The sequence below is a fragment of the Cupriavidus cauae genome (genome assembly GCF_026210475.1).
GTDB classification, from domain to species: Bacteria; Pseudomonadota; Gammaproteobacteria; order Burkholderiales; family Burkholderiaceae; genus Cupriavidus; species Cupriavidus cauae.
Window position 1 is genome coordinate 406,420 of record NZ_CP080293.1, and the last position, 25,249, is coordinate 431,668.

Genomic DNA, 25,249 nt, shown 5'->3' on the forward strand with positions numbered 1-25,249 from the left:
CCGGCAAAATACTTGTATTTCTTGTAAATGCCTGAAACAGCCATGGTAACGACATGGTTGGTCGCTATAATCGGAAACGGCTAACCCGGCACAAATACCGGGCGAGTCTTTTCTCGATAACGGACAAAAGGACGAAATCATGAAGAAACTGCTTGCGTTGTTGATGGTCACCGCTGCAGTGGCTGCTTGCGGCAAGAAGGATGAAGCCCCCGCCTCGTCGAACGTCGACAGCGCGATGGCGAGCGCCGCCGAATCGGCGAAGTCCGCCGCCAGCGACGCCGCCGCGGCTGCGGAATCCGCCGCCGACGCCGCCAAGGCCGCGGCCAGCAACGCAGCTTCGGACGTGTCCGCCGCCGCCGAGCGCGCCAAGGACGAGGCGGCTGCCGCCATGGCGAACGCCAAGGACGCCGCCAGCAACGCGGTCAACGAGACCGCCGACAAGGCCAAGGAAGCGACCAAGAACTAAGCCGTCGCCCGCGCCGTACCGAGCCCCGCCACGGCAGTGCGCCGGCGGGGCTCTTCTCTTTTGAAGCGCATGGCGCTTGGCGCTTGGCGCCGCGGCCAATACTCTCGCACTCGCGCGCTTCACCTCCGACTGCTCCCATGACCGATTCCCCGTCCTCCGCACCGCTCCCCGCCGGCCCCCTGCCAGCGCAGGCGACGCTGCGCGAGGCCCTCGCCGCCATGACGCAGGCCGGGCTGCCGGCGCTGGAAGCGCGCATGCTGGTGACCCACGTGACGGGCCTGACCCGCACCCAGCTGATCACACGCGATACGCAGCCGCTCGACGCCGCCCAGCATGCCGCGCTCGCCGCGCTGCTCGCACGGCGGCTGGCGGGTGAGCCGATGGCCTATCTGGTCGGCGAGCGCGAGTTCTACGGCCGTCCGTTCCACGTCAGTCCCGCGGTGCTGATCCCGCGCCCGGACACCGAGATCGCGGTGCAGGCGGCCCTCGTGCGCCTGACCGGCACGCAGGCGCCGCGGGTGCTGGATCTGGGCACCGGCTCCGGCATCCTCGCCATCACGCTGGCCTGCGAACGGCCCGATGCGCAGGTCTGGGCAACGGACATCTCGCCTGCCGCGCTCGATATTGCGCGCGCCAACGCGGCGGCGCTGCGCGCCGACAACGTCCGCTTCCTCGCATCCGACTGGTATGCGGCCGTGCCGGCCGACGCCCGCTTCACGCTGATCGTCAGCAACCCGCCCTATATCGCGGCCGGCGATCCGCACCTGTCCAGCGGCGACCTGCGCTTCGAGCCGGTCGATGCGCTGACCGACCATGGGGACGGGCTGTCCGACCTCGCGACCATCGTCGCCGGCGCCGGCGCGCATCTGGAAGCGGGAGGATGGCTGCTGATGGAGCATGGCTTCGACCAGGGCGAGGCGGCCCGGCAATTGCTGCGCGATGCGGGCTTTGCCGAGGTCTTCACCGAGCGCGACCTGGGCGGCAACGAACGCTGCAGCGGCGGGCGGTGGCCGGGCGGGAACGCCGGGTAGAGGACTGGGTAGACGGCCAGGTACAGGGCCGGGCAGAGGGCCGGCGTCCACGCGCCCGAGGCCGGGTTCAACGAGGCCCCGGCGCGGGTCCAGCGCCTGAAGCCGCAGTCCGAATCCGGTAGAATCTTCCCGATCCCGCGCGCCACCCTTCGGCTTTTCATCCCATCGGCCGGCGCGCGTCTCCGATTCCATGGCGCGCGGTTCGCCTCAGCGCCAACCTTCCGAAGCGAAAATCATGAGTGACGTGCAACAAAAGATCGACCAGATCGTCAAGGGCCATCCCGTCGTGCTGTTCATGAAGGGCACGGCGCAGTTCCCGATGTGCGGTTTCTCCGGCCGCGCGATCCAGATCCTGAAGGCCTGCGGCGTCGACGCGCCGATGACGGTCAACGTGCTGGAAGACGACGGCATCCGCCAGGGCATCAAGGAATACGCCAACTGGCCGACCATTCCCCAGCTCTACGTCAACGGCGAATTCGTCGGCGGCTCGGACATCATGATGGAGATGTACCAGAGCGGTGAGCTGCAAACCCTGCTGAAGGGCTGAGGTTCTGGAGCCCGCGATGAGCGCCGGGCCCGCCGCCGCGCCGCGGCGCGTGATCGTCGCGATCACCGGTGCCACCGGCGCCGTCTATGGCGTGCGCCTGCTGCAGGTGCTGGGCGCGGTCGCCGACGTCGAGACGCATCTGCTGATCTCGCCGGCGGGAGTGATGAACCTGCAGCACGAGCTGGACATCGGCAAGGCCGAGACCGAGGCGCTGGCCGACGTGGTGCACAACGTGCGCGATATCGGCGCGACTATCGCCAGCGGCTCGTTCCGCGCGCAGGCGATGGTGATCGCGCCGTGCTCGATGCGCACGCTCGCCGCGATCGCGCATGGCCTGTCCGACAACCTGATCACCCGCGCGGCCGACGTCACGCTGAAGGAGCGCCGCAAGCTGGTGCTGATGGTGCGCGAGACGCCGCTGAACCTGGCGCATCTGCGCAATATGACTGCCGTCACCGAAATGGGCGGCATCGTCTTTCCGCCGGTACCCGGCTTCTATCAGAAGCCCGATACCATCGCGCAGCTGGTCGACCATACGATCGGCCGCGTGCTCGACCTGATCGATGTGCCGCAGACGCTGGCGCCGAGCTGGGCCGGTCTGAACGGACAGATCTGAGCCGCGCGCATCGCGGCGCCTCGCCGGCCACGGCGGCCACCCTCCCGTTCTGACGCTTTAACGCTTTTACGCTTCCGCGCTCAGCGCCAGTGCCCCCGTCCATGGCCGTGGCCATGCCCATGCCAGTGGCCGTGTCCGCCGCGGTAATAGCCGCGGTACGGATAGCCGTAGTAGTAAGGCCGCGGCGCCACCACCACCGGCGGCGGCGCGACATAGACGGGTGCCCCCACGCCGACCGTGACGCCGGCATCGACCGGCGCCGGGTAGACGGCGCAGCCGGACAAGCCTGCCGCCGCCACTGCCCCCAGACCTGCCAACCACGCTTTCATTTTTTGCCCCTGTTATACGGAATCGATGACGCCGTTATACGGGGCGGCTTGGTAATACGGGGTCAGGGCCCTGTAACCCACGTTACCGTTCCCTACAAGCCGGGGGGCTGGGCCCGACCGCCGTTCGGCATAGGACCGGAGAGGGACCGGAGCGGGGCCGGAGCGGGGCCGGAGCGGGGCCGGGGCGGGACCGGAGCGGGACCGGAGCGGGAAGACGCACCTAGAAGGACGCGCCGCCGCGGTAACCCTCGTTAACCCTCGCAGCGGCCCGCCTTCGCCCGCCTTCGCCCGCCTTCGCCCGCCTTCGCCCGCCTTCGCCCGCCTTCGCCCGCCTTCGCCCGCCTTCGCCCGCCTCACAGATCGAAGCGGATACCTTGCGCCAGCGGCAGCGCGTCGCCGTAATTGATCGTATTGGTCGCCCGCCGCATATAGCCCTTCCAGGCATCCGAGCCGGATTCGCGCCCGCCGCCGGTCGCCTTTTCGCCGCCGAAGGCGCCGCCGATCTCCGCGCCGCTGGTGCCGATATTGACGTTGGCGATGCCGCAGTCGCTGCCGGCCGACGACAGGAAGCGCTCGGCCTCGCGCAGCGACTCGGTGAAGATGCACGACGACAGGCCGTGCGCCGCCGCGTTGTTCAGCGCGATGGCCTCCTCCAGCGAGGTGTACGGCATCAGGTACAGGATCGGCGCAAAGGTCTCGGTCAGCATGGTGTCGTGCTGCGTATCGGTGACCACCAGCGCCGGCCGCATATAGCAGGCATGCGGATAGCGATCGGCCAGCAGCCGTTCGCCGCCATGCACCGCGTTGCCCTGGGCGCGGCAACTGGCGAGCGCGTTGGCCATGTTGTCGCCCGCGGCGCGGTCGATCAGCGGGCCGACCAGCGTGCCCGCTTCCAGCGGATCGCCGACCGGCAGCCGCGCGAAGATCTGCGTCAACTGCTCGCGCACCGTGTCGAACAGGTCGACATGGACGAAGGCGCGGCGCAGCGTGGTGCAGCGCTGTCCGGCGGTGCCCGCCGCGGCGAACGTCATCGCGCGCAGCGTCAACGACAGGTCGGCCGACGGCGCCACGATGGCCGCGTTGTTGCCGCCGAGCTCGAGGATGCTGCGCTTGAACTGGCCGGCGCAGGCGATGCCGACCTCGCGGCCCATCCGCGTCGACCCGGTGGCGCTGACCAGCCGCACATGGGGATGCGCGACCAGCCGTTCGCCCAGTTGCCGCCCGCCGCACAGCACGGTGGCGATGCCCACATGCTCCGGCGCCGTGGCCTCGATCACGCGATCGAGCAGCGCCTGCACCGCCAGCGCGCACTGCGGCGTCTTCTCCGACGGCTTCCATACCACCGCGTTGCCGCACACCAGCGCCAGCGCGGCATTCCACGCCCACACGGCCACCGGGAAGTTGAACGCCGAAATCACGCCGCAGACACCGAACGGATGCCAGGTCTCGCGCATCGCATGCTGCGGCCGCTCGCTGGCGATCGTCAGTCCATGCAGCTGGCGCGACAGGCCGACCGCGAAGTCGCAGATGTCGATCATCTCCTGCACTTCGCCCAGCCCTTCCTGCAGGATCTTGCCGGTCTCGAGCGAGACCAGTTCGCCAAGCGCGCTTCGATGTTCGCGCAGCACCTCGCCCAAGCGCCGCACCACCTCGCCGCGCACGGGCGCGGGCACCAGCGCCCAGCCGCTCTGCGCGGCGTGCGCCTGCGCGATGCGCGCGTCCGCCTCGTCCGGGCTGCAAGCGGCGATATGCCCGAACACCTCGCCGTCGATCGGCGAGCGTGCCGGCAGCGCGCCGTGGCCGCCGGGCCCGTCGCGCCAGGGAACGGGCTGGCCGATGGCGCGCCAGCAGCGCTCGAATGCGTCGGCTTTCATGCGAGAGCCTCCTGTAGCGGATGGCAGGTGTAGTGCCTGCCGAAACGGTTGGCGAGGAAGGCCTCGAGCCGCATGTCCTCCTGGCGGACGAAGCCCCGTTGCGGCAGCTGCCCGGCGATCACCATGTCGAGCGCGGCGCAGACGCCCGCGGCGGTGGTCAGCTGGATCGCGTTCAGATGGCCGTGCTCGCCCTCGGCGCCGCCGATGCGGGCGGAGAACGAGGCCTGCGTCAGCGGGCCGAGGCGTCCGTCCTCGCCAGCCGTGCGGCCCGTGGCGCTGGCGAACACCACCACCACGTCCTGCTCGGTCAGCGGAATCGCGCTGTCGAAGATCTCGCGCAGCCAGTCGCGCCGTTCGCGCAACCGCAGATCGTCGAGCAGCAGCTTGATCACCGCGCAATGGCCAGGATAGCGGATCGACTTGTAGTCGACGTGGCGCGCGCGCCCGGCCAGCGTTTCGGGCAGCGTACCGAGCCCGCCCGAGGTATGGAAGGCCTCGTACTCGATGCCGTCCAGCGCGAAGCTCTCCAGCCCCTCGAGCGCCGGCACCTCGACGCGGCGCCCATCGACGATCGCCTCGCAGGGATTGCAGTACTCGTTGATCAGCCCCTCGGTGCTCCAGGTCAGGTTGTACTTCAGCGCATTGTTCGGATAGCGCGGCAGCGCGCCGACGCGCATGCGCAGGTCGAGCAGCTGGCCGCCGCCGCGCAGGAAGCGTTGCGCGAGGTCGTGGCCGACCACGCCGATGAAGCCCGGCGCCAGCCCGCACTGCGGCATCAGCACGGCCCGCGCATCGGCGGCCAGCGCGCGGATCGCCCGCGTGGCCGCGACGTCCTCGGTCAGGTCGAAATAGTGCACGCCCAGTTCGGCGGCGACCGTCGCGACCGGCACCGCCGCATGGAAGGGCAAGGCATTGATCACCGCGGCCGCGCCGGCCAGCGCTTCCATGCACGCCTGTCGTTCCGAGGGGTCGGCCACGCGGGTGGAGACGCCCGCTGGCAGCGCGTCGAGCGCGTCGCGGTAACGGTCGACCACGGTCACCGCGTAGTCGCCGCTGTCCTGCAGCATGGCGGCGATGGTGCGGCCGATCTTGCCGGCACCGAGCACGGTGACGGGCAGCGCCGCACCGGAACGAGCCGAAGGGAAGGAAAGGTTGTTGTTCATGACGGTCCTCCGACGCGGGAAATGGAAGCGTGCCAATGTCGCGCGGGATGGCCGGGTGCCGGCGCATCGAGCCATCCCGTACCCAAAGTATGGTGTCGCGCGCCGTCGGATTGAACAGACAACAATGACGAAAACCCGCCATAATCGGGCGAATCGACGGTGTATCCCGACGAAACGACGAGACGCCGGCACCGCACCAGACCGAAGCCCGAAGCCCGAAGCCCGAAGCCCGAAGCCCGCAGCCCGGAGCCGGAGCCCTGAGCCCTAAGCCCTGAGCCCTGAGCCCTGAGCCCGAACCGAAGGCCGGAGCCCGCAGCCTGAAGCCCGTAGACGGAGACCGCATGACCGACCTCGACCAGACCGACCGTCACCTGCTGTCGCTATTGCAGGCCAATGCGCGCGACAGCGCCGCCAACCTGGCGCGCAAGCTCGGCACCGCCCGCACCACGGTGGTCGCCCGCATCGCGCGGCTGGAGCGGCTCGGCGTGATCGCCGGCTATGGCGTGCGGCTGGGCCAGCAGATGGAGGACAACGCGATCCTGGCGTTCTGCGGGTTGTCGGTGCAGCCCAAGACCGCGCCGACCGTACTACGCGCGCTGCAGCGCTTCCCCGAGGTGGTGGAGCTCGATTCGGTCAGCGGGCCGGTCGACTACATGGCGGTGATCCGCTGCGATACGCATGCGCGGCTGGACCGGCTGCTCGACGAGATCGGCGCGCTCGATGGCGTGAACCACACCAGCACGTCGATCGTGCTGGCGCGCAAGATCGACCGGCGGCGGCCGGTGGGGTGACGGGCAGCCTCGGTTTCGGCATTGACGAGCCTTGGCGCCCCTGCCCCCTGCCCCCTGCCCCCTGCCCCTGCCCCCTGCCCCCTGCCCCCTGCCCCCTGTCCGCGTCCCCGCGCCCCCGCGCCCCCGCGTCCCGATGCCCTCGCGCCCCGGCGCCCCCGCCCCGCACTCCCTGCGTCCGCCTGCGCACATCGCGCAAACGCGGCAAACTGGCGGCCCGTTCGCAAGAACGCAGCATCGCAACATCGCTTCAGGAGGAATCCCGATGAACACACCAATCCGTGTCGCCGTGGGCGGCGTGACCGGCTGGGCCGGCGGCGAACTGGCGCGCGGCGTCGCGCACGCGCCGGACATGACGCTGGTGGCCGGGCTGTCGCGCGGCGCGGCCGGCCAGACGCTGGCGCAGCTGACAGGCCACGCCGACACGCCGGGCAAGGCCGTCGCCAGCATCGCCGAGCTGGCCGGCACGCCGTACGACGTCTACGTCGAATACACCAAGCCGGACATCGCCAAGCACAACATCCTGCAGGCGCTGGCGCAGGGCGCGCACGTGGTGGTCGGCACCTCGGGGCTGTCCGACGAGGACTATGCGGAGATCGACGCCGCCGCTCGGGCGGCCGACCGCGGCGTGCTCGCCTGCGGCAATTTCGCCATCACGGTGGTGCTGCTGCAGAAGTTCGCCGAGATGGCCGCGCGCCATCTGGACCAGTGGGAAATCATCGACTACGCCAAGGCCGGCAAGGTGGACGTGCCGTCGGGCACGGTGCGCGAGCTGGCCTACCGGCTCGGGCAGGTCAAGGCCGCCACGCAGACGGTGCCGCTCGATCAGGTCAAGGGACCGGTGGAGACCCGCGGCGCCACGATGTCCGGCACGCAGGTGCATGCGGTGCGGCTGCCCGGCTATCAGCTGGGCGTCGAGGTGATCTTCGGCGCCGACGGCCAGCGTCTGCATCTGAAGCACGAGGCCGGCGACGGCTCCAAGCCCTATGTCTCCGGCGCGCTGCTGGCGATCCGCAAGGTGCATACGCTGCGCGGCGTCGTGCGGGGCCTGGACAAGGTGATGGAAGGGCTGTAGGCCCGCAGGGACTCCGAATAGGCTGGCACGGACTCCCAGTACGCCGACAGGAACTCCAAGTTCGCCGGGCCCCGCAAAAGGCGGAGGCCCGGCGACTTTCGCTCTGCTCGGCAACCGGCACATCGCCCGATCAACCGGCCGGGTTCCCGCCTGCGCGGGAACGACAGCAAATGCGGACGACGCAGGCCGGGCTTACCAGCTGCCCGGCTTGCCGTCGCCCTCGCCCTTCTTCGGCTTCTGCACCACGGCCTTCGGCGCGCTCGGCGCCGACGCGGCGCCCGGGTTCAGCTGCTGCGTGATGGCCGCATCCTTCTGCGCCATCACGGTGCGGGCGCGCGGCAGCAACAACTCGATGCTGCCGGTATCGGGATCGTCGGGAATCGAATAGACCTCGACGGTCAGCGGCGCCTGCATCCATCCGGCATGGACGCTGTTGACGGTCTTGCCGTCCTTGTCCAGCAGCGCCACCTGCTCCTCGCGGAACGGCTTGCCATAGCGCGCGGTCAGCGTGCGCAGCGTCGACTGTTCGGAGCGCACGCCATCGGTCGGCACGATCAGGCCCACCAGCGCATTGCGATCGACCACCGCCAGCGCATGCGGGCCGTCCATGAAGGCCGGCCGCTGCTTGCGCGGCACACCGACCTGGCGCATCGCGCCATCGCCACGCACTTCCACGCAGAAGGCGGTCACATCGGTGCCGTCCGGGGTGCGCTTGTCCGCGCAGTCCGGCAGATCCGGCATCGGATTGCCGATCTTCAGCGCGCCGAGCAGCGGCGCCAGCATGTCGGCTGCGGGCGACGCGGGCGGCGTCGCGGGGGACGCAGCGGAAGCAGGGGACGCGGAAGTGGCGGGGTTGGCGGCAGTGGCGGGAGTGGCGGCGGTGGTGGCCGGCTTGGCGGCGTTCGCCGACTGCGCGCCGGCCGCGCTGGCCGCATGGACTGCAGGTGCCGCGACCAGCACACCGGCCGCGGTAAAACCGGCCACAGCCAGGCCGGCAAGTTGGAATCGCATTCAAACTCCTGATTTTGGGGTCGGGCGTTGGAGCGGCCGGGCCGCCCGATGTTCCGGATGTGACGCCGCCGCGAGCGATCGACCCGCCCGGATGCGCGCGGGCGTTGCCGGGGGCTCACATTGAGCGGGCGTGGCGACGGCGATGCGCGAGCGCCCGCGGGCCCGCGCGGCTGACGCAGGCGGCCGTGGGCGACAACGGCGCACAACTATACCGGCTTCCGAGCACCGCACCCGCGGCGCCCGCCCTCCCCCTCAATCCAGCGAAATATTCTTCGCCCGGATCACCTTGCCCCAATGCTCGCGGTCGGCGGCGACGTAGCGGTCGATCTCCGCCTGGCTCATCGGCTGCAGCACCTGCAGGCCCAGGCCGTTGAAGGTCGAGCGGAACTGCGGGTCGCGCAGGGTCTGATCGGCCGCGGCGCGCAGCTTCTCGACGGCCTCGGGCGGGGTCTGCGCCGGCACCGCGAGCCCGAACCAGGTCGCCGCCTGGAAGTTCGGATGGCTCTCGGCGACCGTCGGCACATTGGGCAGCACGTCGAGCCGGTTGCGGCTGGTCACCGCCAGCGCCTTCAGCTTGCCGGCCTTGATATGCGGCAGCGAGGTGCTGACCACATCCACCATCAGCTGCACGTCGTTGGCGAGCAGCGCCGCCAGCGCCGGCGCGCTGCCGTTGTACGGCACATGGGTCAGCTCGATGCCGAGCTCGGTCTTGAGCATCTCGGTGGCCAGCTGCAGCGCATTGCCCAGGCCCACCGAGCTGTAGTTCAGCTTGCCGCCCTGGCTCTTCGCATAGGCGGCGAACTCGCGGATGTTGTTCGCCGGCACCTGCGTATTGGTGACCACCACCAGCGGCACCTCGGCGCCGATGCTGAAGATCTTGAAGTCCTTCGGCGGGTCGTAGGTGATCTTCTTGTACAGCATCGGGTTCAGCACCATGCTGCCGTTGGTCGCGAAGCCGACCGTATAGCCGTCGGCCGGCGCGCGGGCGACCAGGTTGGTGCCGATCATGGTGGCCGCGCCGGGCTTGTTGTCGACCACCACCGGCTGCTTCAGTACCTTGCTCATGCCCTCGGCCAGCGCGCGGCCGAACTGGTCGGTCGATCCGCCCGGCGTGTACGGCACGATCAGCTTGATCGGGCGGTCCGGATAGGCCGCGCCTGCCGCAGTCACCGCACCGAATGTCGCCGCCAGCATCGCGGCCAGACTCAGCGCCGACCTCGGCGCAAACCTCAGCGTCGATCGCCGCGCAGACCTCGGCGCCAACGTCAGCGCCAACGTCAGCGCCAACCTCGGCGCCAATCTCGCCCCCACCGCGGCGATGCCCCGCCGGGCCCGCCTTCCCGCTTTCCAGCCTTGCATGGTGTCTCCTTCCTTGTGTGCTGCTTCGTGGTGTGCTGCGTTCCGGTGGGCGATGCCCGCCGCGTTCAGACGCGCCGCGTCCGCCCCTGCCAGTATTGGTCTCGCAGACGCCGTTTGGCGAGCTTGCCGGTCTCGTCGCGCGGAAGTTGCTCGGCGATCACGATGGTGCGCGGCACCTTGAAGCCCGAGAGCCGCTCGCGCAGCCAGGCGATGATCTCGGCCTCGTCCAGGCGCTCGCCCGGCATCGGCTGCACCATCGCCAGCAGCCGCTCGCCGTATTCGTCATCAGGCACGCCGAACACCACGCAGTCGGCCACGCCCGGATAGCGCACCAGCTGGTGCTCGATCTCGGCCGGATAGATGTTGACGCCGCCCGAGATCACCATGTCGGACGCGCGGTCGCACAGGAACAGATAGCCGTCGGCGTCGAGGTATCCCATGTCGCCCAGCGTCACCAGGCCGCCGACATCGATCGCGCGCCGCGCCGCGTCGTTGTTGCGATAGGTGAAGTCGGGGTAGGCGGGCTGGCGTACGTAGATCAGGCCCACTTCGCCGGTCTCGCACGGCGTGCCGTCCTCGCGCAGGATGCGCACGCTGGCCTGGTCGACCGGCCGGCCCGCGGTGCCGGGCCTGGCCAGCGCATCGGCGGGCGTGGCGACGGTGATCATGCCCGCCTCGCTGGACGCATAGGTTTCGTGGATCACCGGGCCGAGCCAGTCCAGCATCGCGCGCTTGACCTCGGGCGCGCACGGCGAGCCGGTCGAGGCGACGAAGCGCAGCGACGACAGGTCGTAGCGGCGGCGTACCTCATCCGGCAGCTTCAGCAGCCGCACATACATGATCGGTACCAGGTAGACGACATCGATGCGATGCCGCTCGATCAGTGCCAGCACCTCCTCGGCATCGAAGCGCGGTGTCAGCACCAGGCGCTCGGCAATCTGCAGCGCGTTCTGGATGAACACGCCGGGCGCGCTGTGATACAGCGGCGCCGACATCAGCGCGCGGCAGCCCGGCACGATGCCGATCGACTGCGCCACGACCGAGCGCATTGCGGCCTGCTGCGCATCGAGCCGGTCGAGCGGCACGGCCTCGCGCAGCACGCCCTTGGGCCGTCCGGTGGTGCCGGAGGTGTAGGCCATGTGACCGCGCGGCGCGACCCGTGGGCCGTCATAGGCCGGCTGGGCCGCGAGCCAGGGCTCGTATGCCAGGACTTCGAGCGCCGGCGGCGCGGCGTCTTCGCCGACGGCCAGCACCGGCATGCCCGCCGGCACCGCGGCCTGCACCGCCGGCAGCAGGTCGGCATGGGCGATCAGCACCTTGGCGCCGCTGTCCTCGAGCAGGTAGCGCACCTCGTCCGCGGTGAAGTGCCAGTTGATCGGGCAGTAGTAGCAGCCGGCGGTACGGCAGGCGTGGACGATGTCGGCGAACGGCGCGTCGTTGCGCAGCAGCACCGCGATCACGTCGCCCTCCGCCACGCCGAGCGCGCGCAGCCCGCCGGCCAGCCGGCTGCCGCGCGACAGCAGTTCGTCGCCGCTGCGATGTAGATCCTGGAACCAGAGGTCCGCCGCCATTCGAGTGCTCCTGTGCGCAAGGCGCGCGTGCGGGCACGGGCGCCGTCATATTGAGCGGTCACTGTAACGGCGGGCACCGCCATCGACAATTGCCTGGCCGCGCAGCACAATGTTGAGCCCAGCGCGACAATCCCCCAGGCAATCCCCGATGGACGCACCATGGACCTGAACCTGATCCAGGCCTTCGTCGATATCGTCGACGCGGGCAATCTGGCCGAAGCCGGCCGCCGGCGCGGCGTCACGCGCTCGCAGGTCAGCCGGCAGCTGCGCGAGCTGGAGGTCCAGGCGGGCGCGCAATTGATGCGCCGGACCACGCGCCGGCTGGAGCTGACCGAGCCCGGCCACGCGCTGTACCGCCACGGGCTGGCGATCCTGCGCGAGGTCGCGTCGGCGCAGGCGGAGATCGACAGCCTGGGCAAGACGCTGCGCGGCCATGTACGGCTCAGCGTGCCGACCGGCCTGGGCGACACCTTCGTCGCGCCGCTGCTGCTGGCCTTCGCCGAGCGCCATCCCGGCATCACGCTGCGCGTCTTCTTCAACAATCGCGTCAACGACCTGATCGCCGCCGAGATCGACGTGGCGCTGAAGGTCACCTCGCAGCCGCCGCTGGACCATGTGGCGCGCGACGTCTGCGCGATCGAATGGGGCCTCTATGCGGCGCCGTCCTATCTGGAACGGATCGGACCGATCCGGGTGCCGGCGGACCTCGCCGCGACCGACTTCCTGTGCCCGCCCTACTTCGCCCGCCCGTTCGAGCTGCATCTGATGCGCGGCGACGAACGCGATGCGGTGCAACTGCTGCCGCGCCTGCAGTCCGAGCACTTCCCCTTCCTGATCCGCGCCGTGCAGGCCGGCCACGGGGTCTGCCTGCTGCCGGTCTATGCCGGCTGGCAGGACGCCCATGCCGGCCGGCTGGTGCAGGTGCTGCCGGACTGGCGGCCGGAAGGGCTCGGCGACCGGCTCTATCTGATCACCACGCCGAACCCGCATCCGCCGATGGCGACGCGGGCGCTGATCGACTTCCTGCGCGAGCAGATTCCCGCGCTGCCGGTGTTCCGGGACGCGCCCGACGGTTCAGTCTGAACCGCGTCCGGCCCGGCGCCGGACGGCGGCGAGCCAGTCCGCCCATCCGATCCTCACGCACTTTCAATTTGCAAGCTAGAATGCTTGCAAATTGAAAGTAGAAGTCATTGGCAAGACCAATCGGAAACAGACGGAGGAGACGTGGGCCACACCGACTTTGCCAGCATGCCCTGCCCGATCGCCCGCTCGATGGCGGTGCTGGGCGAGCGCTGGGCGATCCTGCTGATGCGCGAGGCCTTTTATGGCAGCACGCGCTTCGACGAATTCCAGCGCAACCTGGGCATCGCGCCCAATATCCTCAGCGCGCGGCTGAAGACGCTGGTCGAGCACGGCATGTTCAAGCGCGTGCCGGCCGACGGCGGCGCGCGCCACCATTACCTGTTGACCGACAAGGGCCGCGATTTCTTCCCGGCCTTCGTCGCGCTGAAGGCCTGGGCCGATCGCTGGATGACCGACCGCGGCCCGATGACGGTGCTGCTGGACCGCCGCACCGGCGACGAGATCGCCGCACCGGCGCTGACCCGCGCCGACGGCAGCCCCGTGACGCTGGACGACCTGCGCGTCACCGCCGGCCCGGCCGCCGGCAACCACCTGCGCCGCCGCTTCGCGCCCGAAACCGATACCGTCGAAGCCACGGAGGCAGGCGATGACCGAACTGTATGACGCCGTCCGCGTTGCGGGCCCTGCCGGGGCGTTTCCGGCCCGCGCCCCGACGCTGACCCCGACTTCCGCTGCTGCTTCCGCTCCTGCTTCCGCTCGCGCTTCCTGCGAGCCCACTTCCGCTCCTGCCTCCGCTTCCGAGCCCACTTCCGCTCGCGCTTCCCGCGAGCCCACTTCCGCTCCCACCGCCGGACCCGCGGCGCGGGGCGCCGCAATGGCGGCTGCGCCTGGCGCGGCCGCGCCCCGCGCGGTGCTGCGGGCCATCGTCAAGCTGGCCGCGCCGACCAGCCTGATCGCGCTGCTGCAGGCCGTCGCGCAATTGATCGAGACCTGGCTGGCCGCGCGCCAGGGCACCGCGGCGCTGGCCGGCTGGGCCGTGGTGCTGCCATTCGCGCTGCTGCTGCAGCAGATGTCGACCGGCGCGATGGGCGGCGGCGTGGTGTCGGCGATCGCCCGCGCGCTCGGCGCCGGCAAGCGCGAGGACGCCTCCGCGCTGGTGCTGCACGCGCTGATCATCGCGGCCTCGGCCGGGCTGGCGTTCGCCATCGCGCTGGCGGGCTTTCCGCATGCGGTGCTCGGCGCGGTGGCCGGGGAAACGGCCGCCGAAGCCGCCGCCGGCTATGCGATCTGGCTGTTCGGCGCCGGCGCGGTACCGGCCTGGCTGTCCAACACGATGGCGTCGGTGCTGCGCGGCGGCGGCCGCCATGCGCTGGCGGCGCGCGTGCTGTCCCTGATGTGGATCGCCTTCCCGCTGCTTGCGTGGGCGCTGGCCGAGCCGGCCGGCATGGGCCTGGCCGGCATCGGCGCCGCCTTCGCGCTGGTGTCGTGGGCCGCGGCGCTCGGCATGGCGGTGGTGGTGATGCGCGGCGGCGCGGGCTTCGTACCGGTGCTGCGCGTGCGGCCGAACGCGGCGCTGTTCCAGCGCATCCTGTCGGTCGGGCTGGTCGCCTGCGGGCTGGCCGCGCTGGCCAATCTGGCGACGATCCTGGTGACCGCGCAGCTGCGCCCCTACGGCACCGCGGCGGTGGCGGCCTATGGCATCTCCGCGCGGCTCGAATTCCTGATGATCCCGCTGGCCTTCGGCGTGGGCTCGGCGCTGACCGCGCTGGTCGGCCGTGCGGTCGGCGCCGGCGACTGGGACGGGGCGCGGCGCACCGCCTGGATCGGCGCGCTGCTGGCGCTGGCGCTGGCCGGCACCATCGGCATCGCGGTGGGGCTCGCGCCGGCTCGCTTTGCCAGCTGGTTCACCAGCGACGCGGAAGTGGCGGCGATCGCCGCGCGCGCGCTGTCGTGGATCGCGCCGGCCTTCGGCGGCTTCGGCCTCGGCATGGCGCTGTATTTCGCGTCGATGGGCGCGGGCCGGATGCGCTGGCCCATTGCCGCCGGCATCGCCCGGATTGGCCTCGCCGCCGGCGGCGGCTGGCTGCTGGCGCATGTCGGCGGCATGGGGCTGGACGGCCATTTCCTCGGCGTGGCGCTCGGCATCACGGCCTACGGCGCGGTGACGGCGATGGGCGTGCGGCGCGAGGTGTGGTCGGGAAGGTAGCGAGGCGATGGGCCGGGATGGGGTTGAGACGAGGCGGCGCTGAGGTAGAGCCAGGGCGGTAGTGCGGCGGCGGTGAGGCGGCGCTAATGCGGGGGCAAGGCGGCGCTTGGCACCGCCAATGCGGCGAGGCTGGAACGCGGCCGCCATCGCGGCTCGGCGCCCCGCGCATGCGCGCACGCCGTATCCCCGGTATCGTGCGGCTTATCGTGCCGACGCGGCACGCCTGTCCGGAGCACCATGACCCCTCGCCGATCGATCCTGACGGCCGCGCTGATCGTCGCCCTGCTGCATTGCTATATCGGCGTGCGCCTGCTGCCCGCGCTGCCGTGGCCGCTGGCGGCAAAAGCGCTGGCCGCGCTGTGGCTCGCCATCTCCGCCGTGTCGATGCCGACCGCGCTGCTGGCGCGCCGCTTCGAGCCGCCGTGGGGCGATCGCCTTTCCTGGCTCGGCATGCTGGCGATGGGGCTGTTCTCGACGCTGCTGATCCTGACGGTGCTGCGCGAACTGGTGCTGCTGGCCTGCGCGCTGGCCGGCTGGTATCCGCCCGCGCTGGCGGTCTGGAGCGCCGTCGGCACCGTCGCGCTGGCGCTGCTGGTCTCGCTGCTCGGCTACTGGAACGCGCGGCGGGTGGCGCGCGTGGTCGACGTCGAGGTGCCGATCGCCGGACTGCCCGCCGCGCTCGACGGCTTCACCATCGCGCAGCTCAGCGACATCCACGTCGGTCCGACCATCAAGCGACCGTACCTGCAGCGCATCGTCGAACGCGTCAATACGCTCGGCGCCGATGCGATCGCGATCACCGGCGACCTGGTCGACGGCAAGGTGCCGGAGTTGAGGGAACACACGGCGCCGCTCGGCTCGCTGCGCGCCCCACATGGGGTCTACGTCGTCACCGGCAACCACGAGTACTACGCCGGCGCGCACGCGTGGATCGACGAGCTGCGGCGGCTGGGGCTGCGCGTCCTGCTGAACGAACACGTGGCGATCGAACGCGACGGCGCCAGGCTGGTGCTGGCCGGCGTCACCGACTTCAGCGCCGGGCATTTCGATCCCGCGCATCGCAGCGATCCCAAGGCGGCGCTGGCGGGCGCGCCGGCCGATGCGGCGGTGCGCGTGCTGCTGGCCCATCAGCCGCGCAGCGCGATCGCGGCGGCCGAGGCCGGCTTCGACCTGCAGTTGTCGGGGCATACGCACGGCGGGCAGTTCCTGCCGTGGAACCTGTTCGTGCCGATGCAGCAGCCCTATGTCGCCGGGCTGCACCGCCACCGGAACATGTGGGTCTATGTCAGCCGCGGCACCGGCTACTGGGGACCGCCCAAGCGCTTCGGCGCGCCGTCGGAGATCACGCGGATACGGCTGCGGCGGCCAACGGCGTAGCGGGGAAACGAGCGCGGCCTAGGCACGGCTTGAGCACCGCGTGAAGCGGCATGACCAATGTCTGGGCAAGGCCAGGGCGAGCGCTGAGCTCGCGGTCGCAGCGCGGCCAGAGCATGGCCTGAGCATGGCCAGAGCAAGCCCCGAGCGCCGGCCGACCCCATCCGACGCCGGTCTATAATCGCCGCACCCCGCCGCGCCTGCGGTCCTGCGTGCCGCGCGGCGGCAGAGCCTTGCCGCGGCATGCGGCCGCCGCGGCCCTCCTTCGAACGCAGTCCCCGTGCGAGCCAGCAGCATCCATGGTCTCCGGTCCGGCCCCATGAACACTGCCAGTTTCACCCACCACACGATCGCCATCCAGCAGGTCCAGCAGACGCTGCTGGGCGCGCGCCATCGCGGCGCCGACATCGCCGCGCTGCTGCGCCGGGCCGGCATCGCGCCGGCGCTGCTCGATTCGCCGGTGGCGCGCGTCACGCAGGGCCAGTACGCGGCGCTGGCGTTCGCGATGCGGCGCGCGATGCGCGACGAGATGTGGGGCCTGTGCAGCCGGCCGCTGCCGCTGGGCAGCTTTGCGCAGTGCTGCCAGATGCTGGTCCGCACGCGCACGCTGGGCGAGGGGATGCAGGCGGGGCTGCGCTACTACCGGCTGCTGATCGACGACTTCGTGCCGCGGCTGCGCCGCCATGGCGAGATCGCGATGCTGTCGCTGTCGCCGCGCGTCCCCTACGATGCGCGCCTGGCCTACGCGGCCCGTGCCTTCGCGTTTCTCGGCTACGGCCTGGCCTGCTGGCTGGCGGCGCGCCGCGTGCCGCTGATCGGCGTCGACTACCCCGATTCGGAGCTGGGCCCCAGCCCCGACGCCGCGCTGCTGTTCCAGGCGCCGGCGTCCTACGGCCACGACTACACCGGCTGGCGCTTCGAGTCGCGCTGGCTCGATCTGCCGGTGGTGCAGAACGAGGCCAGCCTGCGCGAATTCCTGCGGCACGCGCCGGCCAGCCTGCTGATCAAGTACCGCGACCAGACCAGCATCACCGAACGCATCCGCCGCATCCTGCGCCGCAACCTGACCGGCGAGCTGCCCACGCTCGAGGACGTCGGCGAGCAGCTGGCGATGACGCCGCAGACGTTGCGCCGCCGGCTGCGCGAGGAAGGCCAGGGCTTTCGCGGCATCAAGGACGACCTGCGCCGCGACGCCGCGATCGAATACCTGGCGCGCCCCGAGCTGACGCTGCCCGAGATCGCCAGCCTGCTGGGCTTCTCCGAGGCCAGCACCTTCCACCGCGCCTTCAAGCACTGGACCGGGGTCGCGCCCGGCCAATATCGCCAGGCGCATCTGCGCGAGCACTGAGCCGCCTTCGCGCATCGGCGCTTGCTCTGCGGGTTTCCCCGTAGCCGCAAGGACCTGCGCGCCGCGCTGCGTTCGCACGCGCTCCGGCTTGATCGTTCATGCCAATGCGATTCAGCGCTTCGGCCATGTATCGGTGCGCGCTGCCTTCCTAGACTGTGGTCACCGTGGCGGCAGGACCGTCGACCAGCGGACACAGAACAGGAGACAGACATGGCAGACACATCGAAGTCGCGCCGGCGCGCACTGTGGGCCCTGGCCGGCGGCGCGCTGGGCGCCTGGTCACCGTGGCCGGCCGTGGCGCTGGCCAAGTCCGACAGCTATCCCTCCCGCACGCTGACGATGATCATGCCGTTCCCGCCGGGCGGCGCCACCGACGTGCAGATGCGTGCGCTGGCGCACGCGCTGTCCAGGGAAATGGGGCAGCAGGTGGTGGTGGTCAACCAGCCCGGCGTCGCCGGCACCATGGGCCCGGCCGCGATGGCGCGCAGTGCGGCGCCCGACGGCTATACGTTCTCGGTGGCCCCGGCCACGCTGTTCCGCCTGCCGCATCTGCAGAAGGTCAATTTCGATCCACTCAGCGACTTCACCTATGTGATCTGCCTGACCGGCTACACCAACGGCCTGGTGGTACGCGCGGACGCGCCGTGGAAGACGCTGCAGGACCTGTTCGCCGACGCCAAGGCGCGGCCCGGCCAGATCAGCTACGGCTCCACCGGCATCGGCAGCGGCGGCCACGTGGCGATGGAACGGCTCGCGCTTGCGGCCGGGGTCAAGTTCAACTTCATTCCCTTCAAGGGCATGGCCGAGGAAACCACCGCGCTGCTCGGCGGCCATCTCGACGTGATCTCGGACCCCGGTTGGGGCGCGCTGGTCGATGGCGGCAAGGCCCGGCTGCTCGCGACGCTGGGCAACACGCGGCTGCCGCGCCGCCCCAATGTACCGACGCTGAAGGAGCTGGGCTACGACATCACGGTCAATTCGCCGGTGGGCATCGTCGCGCCCAAGGGCATGGAACCGGCCGTGCTGAAGACCCTGCACGACGCGCTGCGCAAGGCGATGCGCGACCCCGACTACCAGCGCATGCTGGCGGACTACGACCAGGTCGACATGTACATGAGCAGCGCCGAGTATCGGCAGTACGCGATCGACCAGTTCGCGCGCGAGAAGGTGTTCCTGAGCCAGATCGGCGTCAAGCTGCAATAACAGGCAATGCGCTGCAGCCAGGCACGCGGCAAACGCAGGCGGCGCTGATCGTTTCGGCCAGGCACTTTGGTTGCGCGGGCCATTGGCGCATCGCGGCGCGAGGGGCACAGTGGGACCACGCAGCAGGCAAACAACGAGGACCAGACCATGACACGCAAAGTCCATGTCGCCGGTGTCGGCATGATTCCCTTCAGCAAGCCGGGCAAGAGCGAGCCCTATATGGTGATGGGCGAGCAGGCCGCGCGCCTGGCGCTCGACGATGCCGGCGTGCCGTACGACGCGGTGCAGCAGGCCTACGTCAGCTACGTCTACGGCGATTCGACCGCGGGCCAGGCGGCGATCTACCGCGTCGGCCTGACCGGCATCCCGGTCTTCAACCTGAACAACAACTGCTCGAGCGGATCGAGCGCGCTGTTCCTGGCGCGCCAGGCGGTGCAGAGCGGCGCGGTCGAATGTGCGATTGCGCTCGGCTTCGAGCAGATGGTGCCCGGCGCGCTCAAGGGCGCCTATGACGACCGCCCCTCGCCGATGGCGCGCTTCGCCGAGACCATGGGCGAGCTGCAGGGCATTGATGCGAACGCCCCGCGCGCCGCGCAGTTCTTCGGCGGCGCGGGACGCGACTACATCAGGCAGCACGGCATCCGCCCCGACACCTTCGCCCGCATCTCGGTCAAGGCGCGCCAGCACGCCGCGCGCAATCCGCTGGCGGTCTTCCGCGACACCGTGACGCTCGACGAGGTGATGGCCGCGCCGATGGTGTTCGAGCCGCTGACGCGGCTGCAATGCTGCCCGCCAACGTGCGGCGCCGCGGCGGCGATCCTGTGTTCCGAAGACTTCGCCCGTCGCCATGGCCTGGACATGCGCGTCACCATCGCCGCGCAGGCCATGACCACCGATACGCCGAGCACCTTCGCCCAGCGCGACATGCGCCAGCTGGTCGGCTACGACATGAGCCGTGCCGCCGCCGCGCAGGTCTACGAGATGGCCGGCATCGGCCCTGAAGACATCGACGTGGTCGAACTGCATGACTGCTTCACCGCGAACGAGCTGATCACCTACGAGGCGCTCGGCCTGACCCCCGAGGGCACCGCGGAGAAATTCATTCTCGAGGGCAACAACACCTACGGCGGCCGCGTGGTGACCAACCCGTCCGGCGGCCTGCTGTCGAAGGGCCATCCGCTCGGCGCCACCGGCCTCGCGCAGTGCGCGGAGCTGACCTGGCAGCTGCGCGGCCAGGCCGACCAGCGCCAGGTCGACGGCGCGCGGCTCGCGCTGCAGCACAACCTCGGACTCGGCGGCGCCTGCGTGGTGACGCTCTATCAGGCGGCCTGAACCATGATCGATCGCCAATACATCGGGCACCGGATGGCGCCCTTCACCGTGCCGGTGGAGGCGGGCCGGCTGCGCCTGTTCGCCAAGGCCACCGGCCAGCACGATCCCGTCTACACCGACGAGGCCGCCGCCCACGATGCCGGCCACCCGGGGCTGCCGGTGCCGCCCACCTTCCTGTTCTGCCTGGAGATGGACGCGCCCAACCCGGCCGCGATCCGCGAACTGCTGGGCCTGGACTACCGCCGGCTGCTGCACGGCGAACAGCGCTTTACCTATCACGCGATGACCTATGCGGGCGACCGGCTGACCTTCGAGCAATGCATCGAGGACATCTACGACAAGAAGGGCGGCGCGCTCGAACTCGTCGTCCGCCGCACCCGCGTCAGCAACCAGCACGGGACGCATGTCGCCGACCTGCGCACGGTCACGGTGATGCGCCATGGATAAGGGAGCCCGACCGATGCCGACGCTGCGCTACGACGCCCTGCAGGTGGGCGATGCCCTGCCCGCCTTCGAGACCGAACCGGTGTCGCGGCTGACGCTGGCGCTCTATTGCGGCGCCTCGGGGGACCACAACCCGATCCACGTCGACACCGATTTTGCGCACGCCGCGGGCCAGCCCGACGTGTTCGCGCACGGCATGCTGGCGATGGCCTATCTCGGCAGGCTGCTGACCAACGGGGTTCCACAGCAGGCGCTGCGCGACTTCGGCGTGCGCTTCGTCGCCATCACGCACGTGGGCGACCGGCTGACCTGCCGCGGCACCGTGGTCGAGAAGATGGAGGCGCGCGGCGAGAAGCGCGTGCGGATCGAACTGAGTACCGTGGATCAACACGGCGAGGTCAAGGTGGCCGGCGACGCGGTAGTGGCGCTGCCGTGACGACAGGCAGCCGGGGCGGGATAGCACGGATAACACAGATACAGCGAGGAGCAGACGCATGAACAAGCTGCAGGACAAGGTGGCACTGGTATCGGGCTCGGGACGGGGCATCGGCCGCGAGATCGCGCTGAAGCTCGCGTCGGAAGGCGCCCGCGTGGTGGTCAACGACCTTGACGAGGCGCCCGCGCTGGACGTGGTGGAGACGATCCGCGCGAGCGGCGGCAAGGCGGCGGCCTGCGTCGGCAGCGTGACCGAGGCGGGCTTTGCGGACCGCTTCGTCAATACCGCGCTCGAGCAGTTCGGCGGCCTCGACATCATCGTCAACAACGCCGGCTATACCTGGGACAACGTGATCCAGAAGATGAGCGACGAGCAGTGGGAGGACATCCTGGCGGTGCACCTGACCGCGCCCTTCCGCATCCTGCGCGCCGCGTCGGGCTTCATTCGCGAGGCCGCCAGGCAGGAGGCCGAGCGCGGCACGCCGGTGTTCCGCAAGGTCGTCAATATCTCGTCGACGTCCGGTGTCTACGGCAACGCGGGGCAGGCCAACTACGCCGCCGCCAAGGCCGGCATCAACGGCCTGACGCGCGCGATGGCCAAGGAATGGGGCCGCTACAAGGTCAATGTCAACAGCATCGCGTTCGGCCTGATCAAGACGCGGCTGACCGAGGCCGATGCGCAGGCCGACGCCAGCATCGACATCGCGGGGCGCAAGATCAAGGTCGGCGTCAATCCGCAGATCCTGAAGAACGCCGAGGCGCTGATTCCGCTGGGACGCGGCGGCACGCCCGAGGAAGCGGCCGGCGCGGTCTACCTGTTCTGCATCCCCGAGTCCAACTACGTCAGCGGCCAGGTGCTGGTCTGCGGCGGCGGGCGCCCGTAATTCGCACCGGAACCGCGCCATGACGATCCAGCATGCGTCCCGTCCGTGGATGAACAGCGAACTGGAGCTGCTGCGCGATACCGCGCGGCGCTTCTTCGAGAGCGAATGCGTGCCGCGCCAGCCCGCGTGGGTCGAGCAGAAGCATTGCGACCGCGAGATATGGCGCCGCGCGGGCGAGCTCGGCCTGCTGTGTTCGGGCATTCCCGAGGCCTACGGCGGAGGCGGCGGCAGCTTCCTGCACGAAGCGGTGATCTGCGAGGAGCAGCAGCGCGCGCTGGTCACCAGCTTCAGCATCAACGTGCACAGCGGCATCGTCGCGCACTATCTGCTCGCCTACGGCAGCGAGGCGCAGAAGCAGCGCTGGCTGCCGGCAATGGCGCGCGGCGAGATGGTGGCGGCAATCGGCATGACCGAGCCGGGTGCGGGCACCGACCTGCAGCGGATCAAGACCACCGCGATCCTCGGCAGCGATGGCCGGCACTATCTGGTCAACGGCGCCAAGACCTTCATCACCAACGGCTGGCACGCCGACCTGATCTGCCTGGCGGTCAAGACCGATCCCGAGGCGCGCGCCAGCGGCGTGTCGCTGCTGATGATCGAAACGCGCGACCTGCCGGGCTTCCAGCGCGGGCGCCTGCTCGACAAGATCGGGCAGCGCGGGCAGGACACCGTCGAGCTGTTCTTCGACGGCGTGATGGTGCCGGCCGAGAACCTGCTCGGCAACGAGGAAGGCCGCGGCTTCCGGCAGCTGATGCAGCAGTTGCCGCGCGAGCGGCTGCTGATCGCGATCGGCGCCGCGGCCACGATGCAGCGGGCCGTCGACGACACCCTCGCCTATGTGACGCAGCGCCACGTGTTCGGCGAGCCGCTGATGGCGATGCAGAACACGCGCTTCAAGCTCGCCGAGTGCCAGACCCATGCCACCATCGCGCGCAGCTTCGTCGACGACTGCATCGGCCGGCTGCAGCGCGGCGAGCTCGACGTGCCGACCGCCGCGATGGCCAAGTGGTGGAGCACGCAGACGCTGTGCCAGGTCATCGACGAATGCCTGCAGCTGCATGGCGGCTACGGCTATATGAACGAATACCCGATCGCGCGGATGTACACCGATGCGCGCGTGGGCCGCATCTATGGCGGCGCCAACGAGGTGATGAAGGAAATCGTGGCGCGGGCGATGGACGACTGAGGCGGCGGTGCATCGTGCATCGTGCATCGGTGCATCGGTGCATCTGCGTATCGGGGTATCGGGGTATCGGGGCGAATGGCGCGCGTCGCCGCGGAGCGGCCGCCTGACCAACCACAGGAGACCAGCAGGCAATGACATCCGAAGCAGTGCCATCCAGCCCATCGGAGCAGGCCGCGTGGTTCGGCAGCTGGCCGCGCGGGCTGCCGCATCGCATCCGCGTGCCGCACGTCACGCTGTGCCACAACCTGTCGGTGCAGGCCGACCGCTATCCTGACAAGCCCGCGATCGTCTTCTACGGCCGTGACCTGAGCTATGCCGAACTGCGCCGCCAGACCGAGGCGCTGGCCGGCCATCTGCATCGCCACGCCGGTGTGCGGCCGGGCGAGCGCGTGCTGCTGATGAGCCAGAACTGCCCGCAGTTCGTCGTCGCCTTCCACGCGATCGTCCGCTGCGGCGCGGTGGTGGTGCCGGTCAATGCGATGTGCACCGCCAACGAGCTGGATCACTATCTGCGCGACAGCGGCGCGCAGGTCGCGCTGGTCGCGCAGGAACTGCTGCCGGCGCTGCGGCCCGCGCTGGCGGGCGATCGATTGCGGCATATGGTGGTGCACAACTATGCCGACGCGATCGACGCCGATACCGATCTCGACGTGCCCGACTGGGTGCGCGCCCCGCGCGCGGCGCTGGACGATGCGCGCCTGACATATTGGGGCGATGCGCTTGCCGCCGCCCTGCCCGCGCCCGACATACAGGCCAGCCCGGACGACCTCTGCGTGCTGCCCTACACCTCCGGCACCACCGGCCAACCAAAGGGCTGCATGCATACGCACCGCACGCTGCTGGCGTCGACCTTCTCCGCGGTGCTCTGGCGCGGCCTGCATGCCGAGGCGGTGGTGATGGGCGTGGCGCCGCTGTTCCATCTGCTCGGCATGCAGAACGCGATGCTGATGCCGATCGCGATCGGCGCGACCGTGGTGATGCTGCCGCGCTGGGACGCCGCCACCGCGGCCCGCCTGATCGAACGCCATCGCGTGACGACGTGGGGCGCGCCGCCGGCGATGCTGATCGACTTCTTCGCGCACCCGGAAGCGAGCGCGCGCGACCTGTCCAGCCTGACGCTGCTGAACGGCGGCGGCGCCGCGATGCCGGAGGCGGTGGCCGCGATGCTGAAGTCGCGCTTCGACCTCGGCTATATCGAGGGTTATGGCATGACGGAAACTGCCTCGTTCCTGCATTGCAATCCGCTGCACCGGCCCAAGCGCCAGTGCCTCGGCATTCCGGCCTTCGGCGTCGACTCGCGCATCGTCGACCCGGCCACGCTGGCGCCGCTGCCGCCCGGCGAGGTCGGCGAACTGGTGACCAGCGGCGACCAGCTGATGCTCGGCTACTGGAACGACGAGGCAGCGAACCGCGAGTCGTTCTTCGAGCGCGACGGCAAGCGCTTCTTCCGCACCGGCGACCTGGCCAGCGTCGACGAGGAAGGCTATTTCTTCATGCGCGACCGGCTCAAACGGATGATCAACGTCAGCGGCTACAAGGTCTGGCCCGCCGAGGTCGAGACCATGCTGTACCAGCATCCCGCGATCCACGAAGCCTGCATCGTCGCGGTGCCTGACAGGCGGCAGGGCGAATCGGTGAAGGCGGTCGTCGTCCTCAAGCCCGGCACGACGCTGGAGCCGGCCGACCTGATCGCGTGGTGCCGGGAGCGGATGGCGGCGTACAAGGCGCCGCGGGCCGTGGAGTTCCGCAGTGCGCTGCCGAAGTCCGGTACGGGCAAGGTGCTCTGGCGGGAGATTCAGGCGGAGCAGTGCCGTGCGGTGGAGACAGGAGCCGAGGCCGTGGATGCGCCGGCTCTGGGCGAAGCCAACGCCGGCCGCCTCGACAAGCCGCTTCAGCAAGCCTGATCCGTTTTCCGCTTCGGAGA

The 25,249-nt window shown here is 70.2% G+C and carries 24 protein-coding genes; 18 read left to right on the plus strand and 6 right to left on the minus strand.

Translation table 11 applies throughout. From position 1 onward, the window contains the following. The first annotated feature begins 139 nt into the window (after positions 1–139). The 4 genes from KZ686_RS01805 (at position 140) to KZ686_RS01820 (ending at position 2,660) form a co-directional block, all read left to right on the plus strand. Positions 140–466 (plus strand): hypothetical protein, encoded by a 327-nt coding sequence (locus KZ686_RS01805; protein WP_006577776.1) that lies wholly within the window; start codon positions 140–142, stop codon positions 464–466. 137 nt (positions 467–603) lie between these two features. After that, on the plus strand, positions 604–1,497 hold the full coding sequence (gene prmC, locus KZ686_RS01810; protein WP_265632909.1) for a peptide chain release factor N(5)-glutamine methyltransferase: 894 nt from the start codon (positions 604–606) through the stop codon (positions 1,495–1,497). 235 nt (positions 1,498–1,732) lie between these two features. After that, on the plus strand, positions 1,733–2,044 hold the full coding sequence (gene grxD, locus KZ686_RS01815; protein ID WP_006577774.1) for a Grx4 family monothiol glutaredoxin: 312 nt from the start codon (positions 1,733–1,735) through the stop codon (positions 2,042–2,044). 16 nt (positions 2,045–2,060) lie between these two features. Then, positions 2,061–2,660 carry a UbiX family flavin prenyltransferase gene (locus KZ686_RS01820; RefSeq protein ID WP_265632910.1) on the plus strand — a complete coding sequence of 200 codons (600 nt, stop codon included), beginning with the start codon at positions 2,061–2,063 and terminating at the stop codon, positions 2,658–2,660. A gap of 80 nt (positions 2,661–2,740) precedes the next feature. Here KZ686_RS01820 and KZ686_RS01825 read toward each other — a convergent pair whose 3' ends face one another. From KZ686_RS01825 to KZ686_RS01835, 3 genes are all read right to left on the minus strand, one after another. Continuing rightward, positions 2,741–2,989: a hypothetical protein gene (locus tag KZ686_RS01825; protein ID WP_149319669.1), complete on the minus strand. Its 249-nt coding sequence runs from the start codon at positions 2,987–2,989 to the stop codon at positions 2,741–2,743. A 353-nt stretch (positions 2,990–3,342) separates the two neighbouring features. Next, on the minus strand, positions 3,343–4,863 hold the full coding sequence (gene amaB, locus KZ686_RS01830; protein WP_265632911.1) for an L-piperidine-6-carboxylate dehydrogenase: 1,521 nt from the start codon (positions 4,861–4,863) through the stop codon (positions 3,343–3,345). Beyond that, positions 4,860–6,026: a saccharopine dehydrogenase family protein gene (locus KZ686_RS01835; protein WP_265632912.1), complete on the minus strand. Its 1,167-nt coding sequence runs from the start codon at positions 6,024–6,026 to the stop codon at positions 4,860–4,862. The genes amaB and KZ686_RS01835 overlap by 4 nt, the downstream gene beginning before the upstream one ends. Before the next feature lie 341 nt (positions 6,027–6,367). Between KZ686_RS01835 and KZ686_RS01840 the strand changes: the two genes are divergently transcribed. Together KZ686_RS01840 and dapB are read left to right on the plus strand one after the other, a co-directional pair. Then, complete coding sequence (locus tag KZ686_RS01840) at positions 6,368–6,817, plus strand: Lrp/AsnC family transcriptional regulator (protein WP_265632913.1); 450 nt, start codon at positions 6,368–6,370, stop codon at positions 6,815–6,817. Positions 6,818–7,079: 262 nt separating this feature from the next. Then, positions 7,080–7,889 (plus strand): 4-hydroxy-tetrahydrodipicolinate reductase, encoded by an 810-nt coding sequence (gene dapB / locus KZ686_RS01845; protein WP_150082581.1) that lies wholly within the window; start codon positions 7,080–7,082, stop codon positions 7,887–7,889. 192 nt (positions 7,890–8,081) lie between these two features. Here dapB and KZ686_RS01850 read toward each other — a convergent pair whose 3' ends face one another. From KZ686_RS01850 to KZ686_RS01860, 3 genes are all read right to left on the minus strand, one after another. Then, a complete protein-coding gene (locus tag KZ686_RS01850) occupies positions 8,082–8,900 on the minus strand; it encodes a hypothetical protein (RefSeq protein WP_265632914.1) in 819 nt (272 codons plus the stop codon). 252 nt (positions 8,901–9,152) lie between these two features. Then, the gene (locus tag KZ686_RS01855; RefSeq protein WP_265632915.1) at positions 9,153–10,094 is read right to left on the minus strand and encodes a Bug family tripartite tricarboxylate transporter substrate binding protein; all 942 of its coding nucleotides are present in this window, start codon (positions 10,092–10,094) and stop codon (positions 9,153–9,155) included. Positions 10,095–10,324: 230 nt separating this feature from the next. Then, positions 10,325–11,830 carry an acyl-CoA synthetase gene (locus KZ686_RS01860; RefSeq protein ID WP_226109465.1) on the minus strand — a complete coding sequence of 502 codons (1,506 nt, stop codon included), beginning with the start codon at positions 11,828–11,830 and terminating at the stop codon, positions 10,325–10,327. Positions 11,831–11,989: 159 nt separating this feature from the next. On the opposite strand from KZ686_RS01860, the gene KZ686_RS01865 reads away from it, so the two are divergent. From KZ686_RS01865 to KZ686_RS01920, 12 genes are all read left to right on the plus strand, one after another. Next, positions 11,990–12,913: a LysR family transcriptional regulator gene (locus KZ686_RS01865; RefSeq protein WP_149319674.1), complete on the plus strand. Its 924-nt coding sequence runs from the start codon at positions 11,990–11,992 to the stop codon at positions 12,911–12,913. Between the two features lie 141 nt (positions 12,914–13,054). Next, positions 13,055–13,576: a winged helix-turn-helix transcriptional regulator gene (locus tag KZ686_RS01870; protein ID WP_265632916.1), complete on the plus strand. Its 522-nt coding sequence runs from the start codon at positions 13,055–13,057 to the stop codon at positions 13,574–13,576. Positions 13,577–13,787: 211 nt separating this feature from the next. Further along, positions 13,788–15,119, plus strand: a complete 1,332-nt coding sequence (locus KZ686_RS01875) for an MATE family efflux transporter (protein ID WP_226109469.1) — start codon at positions 13,788–13,790, stop codon at positions 15,117–15,119. 237 nt (positions 15,120–15,356) lie between these two features. Beyond that, a complete protein-coding gene (locus tag KZ686_RS01880; protein ID WP_265632917.1) occupies positions 15,357–16,496 on the plus strand; it encodes a metallophosphoesterase in 1,140 nt (379 codons plus the stop codon). Positions 16,497–16,812: 316 nt separating this feature from the next. Beyond that, positions 16,813–17,841, plus strand: coding sequence for an AraC family transcriptional regulator (locus KZ686_RS01885; RefSeq protein WP_265632918.1), 1,029 nt, complete (start codon positions 16,813–16,815; stop codon positions 17,839–17,841). 210 nt (positions 17,842–18,051) lie between these two features. Beyond that, positions 18,052–19,044 (plus strand): tripartite tricarboxylate transporter substrate binding protein, encoded by a 993-nt coding sequence (locus tag KZ686_RS01890; protein WP_149319679.1) that lies wholly within the window; start codon positions 18,052–18,054, stop codon positions 19,042–19,044. 147 nt (positions 19,045–19,191) lie between these two features. Next, a complete protein-coding gene (locus tag KZ686_RS01895) occupies positions 19,192–20,376 on the plus strand; it encodes a lipid-transfer protein (protein ID WP_149319680.1) in 1,185 nt (394 codons plus the stop codon). Between the two features lie 3 nt (positions 20,377–20,379). Continuing rightward, positions 20,380–20,823: a MaoC family dehydratase N-terminal domain-containing protein gene (locus KZ686_RS01900; protein WP_265632919.1), complete on the plus strand. Its 444-nt coding sequence runs from the start codon at positions 20,380–20,382 to the stop codon at positions 20,821–20,823. Positions 20,824–20,836: 13 nt separating this feature from the next. After that, the gene (locus tag KZ686_RS01905; protein WP_265633388.1) at positions 20,837–21,256 is read left to right on the plus strand and encodes a MaoC family dehydratase; all 420 of its coding nucleotides are present in this window, start codon (positions 20,837–20,839) and stop codon (positions 21,254–21,256) included. Between the two features lie 58 nt (positions 21,257–21,314). Next, complete coding sequence (locus KZ686_RS01910; protein ID WP_150082591.1) at positions 21,315–22,139, plus strand: SDR family NAD(P)-dependent oxidoreductase; 825 nt, start codon at positions 21,315–21,317, stop codon at positions 22,137–22,139. 19 nt (positions 22,140–22,158) lie between these two features. Further along, positions 22,159–23,325 (plus strand): acyl-CoA dehydrogenase family protein, encoded by a 1,167-nt coding sequence (locus KZ686_RS01915; RefSeq protein ID WP_226109473.1) that lies wholly within the window; start codon positions 22,159–22,161, stop codon positions 23,323–23,325. Positions 23,326–23,456: 131 nt separating this feature from the next. After that, positions 23,457–25,229: a long-chain-fatty-acid--CoA ligase gene (locus KZ686_RS01920; RefSeq protein ID WP_265632920.1), complete on the plus strand. Its 1,773-nt coding sequence runs from the start codon at positions 23,457–23,459 to the stop codon at positions 25,227–25,229. The last annotated feature ends 20 nt before the right edge of the window (positions 25,230–25,249 follow it).

What these genes read in the sequence shown, in the direction of transcription:
- KZ686_RS01920 (WP_265632920.1), top strand. Translation starts at nt 23,457, where the DNA reads ATGACATCCGAAGCAGTGCCATCCAGCCCATCGGAGCAGGCCGCGTGG.
- amaB (WP_265632911.1), bottom strand. Translation starts at nt 4,863, where the DNA reads ATGAAAGCCGACGCATTCGAGCGCTGCTGGCGCGCCATCGGCCAGCCC.
- KZ686_RS01855 (WP_265632915.1), bottom strand. Translation starts at nt 10,094, where the DNA reads ATGCTGGCGGCGACATTCGGTGCGGTGACTGCGGCAGGCGCGGCCTAT.
- KZ686_RS01835 (WP_265632912.1), bottom strand. Translation starts at nt 6,026, where the DNA reads ATGAACAACAACCTTTCCTTCCCTTCGGCTCGTTCCGGTGCGGCGCTG.
- KZ686_RS01805 (WP_006577776.1), top strand. Translation starts at nt 140, where the DNA reads ATGAAGAAACTGCTTGCGTTGTTGATGGTCACCGCTGCAGTGGCTGCT.
- KZ686_RS01875 (WP_226109469.1), top strand. Translation starts at nt 13,788, where the DNA reads ATGGCGGCTGCGCCTGGCGCGGCCGCGCCCCGCGCGGTGCTGCGGGCC.
- dapB (WP_150082581.1), top strand. Translation starts at nt 7,080, where the DNA reads ATGAACACACCAATCCGTGTCGCCGTGGGCGGCGTGACCGGCTGGGCC.
- KZ686_RS01850 (WP_265632914.1), bottom strand. Translation starts at nt 8,900, where the DNA reads ATGCGATTCCAACTTGCCGGCCTGGCTGTGGCCGGTTTTACCGCGGCC.
- KZ686_RS01915 (WP_226109473.1), top strand. Translation starts at nt 22,159, where the DNA reads ATGACGATCCAGCATGCGTCCCGTCCGTGGATGAACAGCGAACTGGAG.
- KZ686_RS01865 (WP_149319674.1), top strand. Translation starts at nt 11,990, where the DNA reads ATGGACCTGAACCTGATCCAGGCCTTCGTCGATATCGTCGACGCGGGC.
- KZ686_RS01820 (WP_265632910.1), top strand. Translation starts at nt 2,061, where the DNA reads ATGAGCGCCGGGCCCGCCGCCGCGCCGCGGCGCGTGATCGTCGCGATC.
- KZ686_RS01885 (WP_265632918.1), top strand. Translation starts at nt 16,813, where the DNA reads ATGAACACTGCCAGTTTCACCCACCACACGATCGCCATCCAGCAGGTC.
- KZ686_RS01880 (WP_265632917.1), top strand. Translation starts at nt 15,357, where the DNA reads ATGACCCCTCGCCGATCGATCCTGACGGCCGCGCTGATCGTCGCCCTG.
- KZ686_RS01910 (WP_150082591.1), top strand. Translation starts at nt 21,315, where the DNA reads ATGAACAAGCTGCAGGACAAGGTGGCACTGGTATCGGGCTCGGGACGG.
- KZ686_RS01900 (WP_265632919.1), top strand. Translation starts at nt 20,380, where the DNA reads ATGATCGATCGCCAATACATCGGGCACCGGATGGCGCCCTTCACCGTG.
- KZ686_RS01840 (WP_265632913.1), top strand. Translation starts at nt 6,368, where the DNA reads ATGACCGACCTCGACCAGACCGACCGTCACCTGCTGTCGCTATTGCAG.
- KZ686_RS01860 (WP_226109465.1), bottom strand. Translation starts at nt 11,830, where the DNA reads ATGGCGGCGGACCTCTGGTTCCAGGATCTACATCGCAGCGGCGACGAA.
- grxD (WP_006577774.1), top strand. Translation starts at nt 1,733, where the DNA reads ATGAGTGACGTGCAACAAAAGATCGACCAGATCGTCAAGGGCCATCCC.
- KZ686_RS01825 (WP_149319669.1), bottom strand. Translation starts at nt 2,989, where the DNA reads ATGAAAGCGTGGTTGGCAGGTCTGGGGGCAGTGGCGGCGGCAGGCTTG.
- KZ686_RS01890 (WP_149319679.1), top strand. Translation starts at nt 18,052, where the DNA reads ATGGCAGACACATCGAAGTCGCGCCGGCGCGCACTGTGGGCCCTGGCC.
- KZ686_RS01895 (WP_149319680.1), top strand. Translation starts at nt 19,192, where the DNA reads ATGACACGCAAAGTCCATGTCGCCGGTGTCGGCATGATTCCCTTCAGC.
- prmC (WP_265632909.1), top strand. Translation starts at nt 604, where the DNA reads ATGACCGATTCCCCGTCCTCCGCACCGCTCCCCGCCGGCCCCCTGCCA.
- KZ686_RS01905 (WP_265633388.1), top strand. Translation starts at nt 20,837, where the DNA reads ATGCCGACGCTGCGCTACGACGCCCTGCAGGTGGGCGATGCCCTGCCC.